Genomic DNA, 5,270 nt, shown 5'->3' on the forward strand with positions numbered 1-5,270 from the left:
ACCACCGCCCGACACGGCCTCACCACCAACCCCGCACTCGCAGGATCCATCCTCACCACCCCCGTCAACACCACCGCCCCACCCGCAACCCCCTATATGCTGCGGTAGCCGCAAGCACACCGCCGGGTTCCGAGTCCACAGCGAACGGTCGCGCCCGAACACCCACGCTCCGGCCGGTTCGGAGGCGTCCGAGCGCAGGCGCGCGGGCTCTTCGGACTGCCCGGTCGGTGGCCCCTGGAGCTCTCCCCACGGGCCGCGGGGGCGACCGTCCAAGTGGCATCCGCGGAGCCGAATGCGCAGAGCGACCCACCGCGCCGTCGCCCGTTGATCGAGAATGCGCGCCCACCGCCACCCGCCGCGAACACCATTGGGTCGTGCCCACAAGGCCGCCTTGCTTGATCCGAGCCGGATCCTCCTCTACGCGAAGGCCTCGGAATCAGCCTGCGGGCAAGGCACTTCGCTCAGGGTCCAGTGTTAACCCAAGACCAGGAAGTTAAGCCGCTGCGGCGTTCGTCAAGTTCCTGACGTGGCAACGGAGCCCCGATAGAACTGCGTCGACCAAGATCGCTGTTCTGGGGGGCTCCGTCGGGCGTGCAGTCCGCCATGTCGCGCAGGGCTTCCATGGCCCAAGACGCTTTCTCGGCTGGACACTTGGGCGAGTTGACCAGAATCGTCCCGTCCGAGCTGGTCGACGAGGTCCTCGCGGAGACCAGAAGGGTCCAGCAGCGGGTGCGTCTGCTTCCCTCCCGCACGGTGGTGTACTTCCTGCTCGCGATGACCCGTTCCCCCGAGTCGGGCTACCTCGGAGTGTGGTCCTCGCTGGTCGCCGGACTTGCCGGAGCGGGTGGTGACCCATCGGCCACTGCGCTGCGGCACGCCTTCCGCCTGACGGCCCTGGACGCCACGACCCTCACGCTTCCCGACACACCCGCCAACTCCGCCCACTACGGACGGGTCCTGGGCAAGAACGGCGCCGACGGCTACCTCCTGGCCAGGGTCTCCGCCATCGTCGAATGCGGCACGCGCGCCCTGATCGACAGTGCTATCGCGCCGCTGGCCTGCGGCGAAGCCACCCATGCCGTCGGCCTGATGCGATCCCTGCGACCGGGAATGCTTCTGCCGGCGGACCGTGCCTACGACACCTACCTCCTGCTGCGAGCCACCGCCGACACCGGCGCCCACGCGCTGTTTCGCGCCCGGGGTCAGCGCGTCCTGCCGGTCCCTCACGCGCTACCGGACGGCTCGTGGATCTCCTTCATCCCTCAGCCTTCCCACGCCCACCGCCTCAAAATGTGGCTCCGTCGCGGCGGCGTCCCCGCACAGACGCACGGGCTGGGAGTGAGGGTCATCGAGGCGACCGTCACGACCACCGACCGCGAAGGCGTCTCCCGCTGCAGCACCCTGCGACTGATCACCACACTGCTGGACCACACCCGCTTCCCGGCCGCCGAGGTCACCGCCCTCTACCACGAGCGGTGGGAAGCGGAGACCGCGTTCTTCGGCCTGAAGGTCACCCTCCGTGGACCTGGCCGGGTCCTGCGTTCAGGCACTCCGCAAGGCGTTGAGCAGGAGGTATACGCCTACCTGATCACCTATCAGGCCGCTCGGATCGTGATGTGCCAGGCTGCTGACCACGCCGGCCTCGACCCGGACCGCCTCTCGTTCACCATCGCTGTCCGTGCCATCCGCGAGTCCGTCATCATCGCCAACTGCAATCCGCTGTTGCCTCGGACCGTCCCGGAACCGAGCCGGCTGGTCACCACGCACTGTCGCCCTACGCCTACAAGAGCCTCACGGCCAACCGCCGAAAACGGCACACCACCACGACCGTGACCATCACCCGGGCCTCGGGCAGTGTATTGACGAACGCCGCGGCGGCTTAACTTCCTGGTCTTGAGTGTTAACCATCTGGTCACAGTGCTTGACAGCATAGCTGCTAAGTATGAGCATCGATTTGCGCCACCGAGCCCCGCCCGTCACACGGACCGGCCCTCGCAGACGCCGCCCGGCCTGATCCACGCCCCCCGACGGGCCCCTCAACCCTCCACCTGGCGCCACCCCTCACCGGCAACCTCGCCAACCGGCGCCGACAGCTGATAAGGAGCACCACCCATGCGTCCTCCGCAGACCCCCAGAGCCGTGGCAGCCGCGGCCATGACGATGGCCGTGGCCCTCGGCCTCGCCGCGTGTTCCACTGGTCAGGAGTCCTCCTCGTCCCCGGGCGCCGGCGCCTCGGTCGCTCCGGTGAGCGGCAAGATCTCGATGACCTACCTGCAGAAGCAGGGCGACCAGGAGTACTTCATCGGCGAGGCCGCCGGAGCCAAGGCCAAGGCCGCCGAGCTCGGCGTCGACCTGAAGGTCGTCAACCTGGGCAACGACGCGAACAAGACCGTCAGCGAGGTCCAGTCCGCCATCGCGCAGAAGTCCAACGGCCTGATCATCGTCGTCCCCGACCCCGCGGTCGGTCCGCAGGTCGTCCAGGCCGCCAAGGACGCCAAGGTCGCGCTCCTCACCTCCGACGACCAGATCTGCACCAACGGCCCCGACCCGTCCGTCTGCGCGAAGGACAACCTCGTGCCGCGGATCGGCTTCTCCGGAGCCCAGATGGGCGGAGAGGTCGGCAAGCGCGCCGCCGAGGAGTTCACCAAGGCCGGCTGGAACCCCGCCGAGACCCGCACCATCTCCGCGTGGAAGCAGGACGTCACCGTCTGCACCGACCGCGTGAACGCAGCCAAGGCCGCGTTCGCCGCCGGCGCGAGCGCCGGCGTCCAGAACATCGACGTCGCCACCGACAACACCCCCACCGGCGCCCAGGACAAGATCGCCGCGACCGTCACCGCCAACCCCGGCGTCAAGAACTGGGTCGTCTGGGGCTGCAACGACGAGAACGTCCAGGGCGGCGTCACCGCCCTGGAGAACGCCGGCTTCAAGGCCGACCACGTCATCGGCGTCGGCCTCGGCGCCTACCTCGCCTGCAAGAACTGGAACAGCGGCAAGCCCACCGGCATGCGCGCCGCCCTCTTCATCAACGGCAAGGACGTCGGCGCACTCGCCGTCCAGACCCTCTACGACAACCTCAAGAACGGCAAGGCCATGCCCGCCGAAGCCTTCGCCCCCACCACCATGGTCGACGCCACCACCTTCAAGACCAGCGGCGCCACCTGCAGCTGACCCCCGGTCCCGCACATGCCGCGCCGGCCTGCCCCCGCAGGCCGGACACCCCCCAGAAGCGTTCCCGCCGGACACCCCTCCAGGCACCCGGCGCCAGACGCCCCCCGCGCGGCCGACAACACCCGCCAGGTGCCACCCGGCCCCACCACCGCACCACCCGGCGCCCGACCAGGCGCCCCCGCACCACCGGAGGCACCCGTGTCCTACACGTCCTGCCGAACCACCGGCCACCCCCACCCGGGCACGGCGTCCTGCACACCGGTGCGCACCGCCCTCCTCGACCACTGGACGAGCCCGGACGCGACCCCCTGCTGGATGGTCACCCTCCCCACCCGCAAACCCGACGGCTGCCACGGAACCCACAGCTTCGTCCAATGGGCCACCACCCCCACCGAAGCCACCGCCGCCGCAACCCTCCGCGCCCAGAGCCCCGCAGCGATACGCCACCGCCGAGGCGCCCACCTCGACACCCCCCACCCCGCCTGACACACCACACCCGCCCGCGCCGGATCACGGGTCCGGGCCCACGAACCGCCACCACAGCAAGCCGCCGCCGTCGCAACAGCCCATACCGCGAACGGCGGCGGCCCACCGACAGCCCGCCCGACCCACCGCCGACCATCACCACCCGCCAGGCCGGCAGCAGCAGCCACAGCCGACCTACCACCGGGCGCCCCCTCGGCGGCCCGCCCCCGAGCAGCCCCGGCCGGTCATCCCCCCGCCGGCCGGGGCCCCCGCCTCTCTCGGTGTCACCCCGCCGCCGTCTTCGCTGTCCCTATCGATGCCTTCGAGGTGAACAACACCATGACCCGAGTACCCGACCCGCCCACCGACCCGGAATCCGGCCGGACACCGGCCGCATCCACCGCCGGTGTGCACCAGGTCACCAAGCGGTTCGGCGCGGTCCAGGCCCTCGGCGGCGTCACCCTCGACTTCCCCGCCGGCCAGATCACCGCCCTCATGGGCGAGAACGGCGCCGGCAAATCCACCCTCCTCAAAATCCTCACCGGCGACCACCAACCCACCGAAGGCCACGTCGTCCTCGACGGCCACCGCATCGACCTCGCCTCACCCGCCCAGGCCCGCACCGCCGGAATCCGCATCATCCCCCAGGAACCGGAGATCATCCCCCACGTCTCCGTCGCCGAAAACGTCTACGCCGGCGCCCTCCCCCGCGCCGCGGGCCGCCGCCTGGACCGCGCCGAACTACACCGCCGCATCACGGCCGACCTGAAGCGCCTCGGCTTCGACAAAGTCCTCGACCCCGACCTCCTCGGCTCCCAACTCACCCCCGCCCAACGCCAACTCGTCGAAATCCTGCGCGCACTCACCGGCGAAGCCAAGGTCATCGCCTTCGACGAACCCACCTCCTCGCTGTCCGAACACGAAGTCGACGCCCTCTTCACCCTCATCCGCCGCCTACGCGACCAAGGCGTAGCCGTCATCTACGTCTCCCACCGCATGCAGGAGATCTTCCAACTCGCCGACCGCATCGCGGTGCTGCGCGACGGCGCCCTCGCCGGCGTCCAGGACGCGGCGACCACCAGTGAGGGCGACCTCGTGCGGCTGATGGTCGGGCGTGACCTGTCCACCATGTTCACCCGCGAACGCGTCGCCACCGACCGCCTCGTCCTCGACGTCCACGGCCTGACCACCGACCACGTCACCGGCATCGACCTGCGCATCCACGCCGGTGAGGTCGTCGGCCTCGCCGGTCTGATCGGTGCGGGACGCTCCGAACTCGCCCTCGCGCTCGCCGGTGACCAACCCGTCCGCTCCGGCACCGTCACCCTCGACGGCCGCACCCTGCGCTCCGGCAGCCCCGGCGACGCCATCCGCGCCGGCCTCGGCCTCGCCCCCGAGGAACGCAAAGCCCAGGCCCTGTTCCTGCACCGCTCCATCCGCGACAACACCAGCACCGTCGTCCTGGAACGCCTGCGCCGCTTCCGCTTCGTACGCCGCGCCGCCGAACGCGAGCTCGCCCAGGAATACACCGACCGCCTGCGCGTACGCACCCCCTCCATCGAACACGAGGTCCGCAAACTCTCCGGCGGCAACCAACAGAAAGTCGTCCTCGCCCGCTGGCTCGCCCGCAAACC

At 70.2% G+C, this 5,270-nt stretch carries 4 protein-coding genes; all 4 read left to right on the top strand.

Going from position 1 to position 5,270, the window contains the following annotated elements:
- Window positions 1–621: 621 nt before the first annotated feature.
- Window positions 622–1,833 carry an IS4 family transposase gene (locus ACFWOG_RS39335; protein ID WP_380364421.1) on the top strand — a complete coding sequence of 404 codons (1,212 nt, stop codon included), beginning with the start codon at window positions 622–624 and terminating at the stop codon, window positions 1,831–1,833.
- A 279-nt stretch (window positions 1,834–2,112) separates the two neighbouring features.
- Window positions 2,113–3,171 (top strand): substrate-binding domain-containing protein, encoded by a 1,059-nt coding sequence (locus ACFWOG_RS39340; RefSeq protein ID WP_380364415.1) that lies wholly within the window; start codon window positions 2,113–2,115, stop codon window positions 3,169–3,171.
- 198 nt (window positions 3,172–3,369) lie between these two features.
- Window positions 3,370–3,657 (top strand): hypothetical protein, encoded by a 288-nt coding sequence (locus ACFWOG_RS39345; RefSeq protein ID WP_380364417.1) that lies wholly within the window; start codon window positions 3,370–3,372, stop codon window positions 3,655–3,657.
- 318 nt (window positions 3,658–3,975) lie between these two features.
- The coding region (locus tag ACFWOG_RS39350; RefSeq protein WP_380364419.1) for a sugar ABC transporter ATP-binding protein at window positions 3,976–5,270 on the top strand (1,295 nt) is incomplete at its 3' end.

The organism is Kitasatospora sp. NPDC058406 (assembly GCF_042722765.1).
Lineage (GTDB): Bacteria > Actinomycetota > Actinomycetes > Streptomycetales > Streptomycetaceae > Kitasatospora.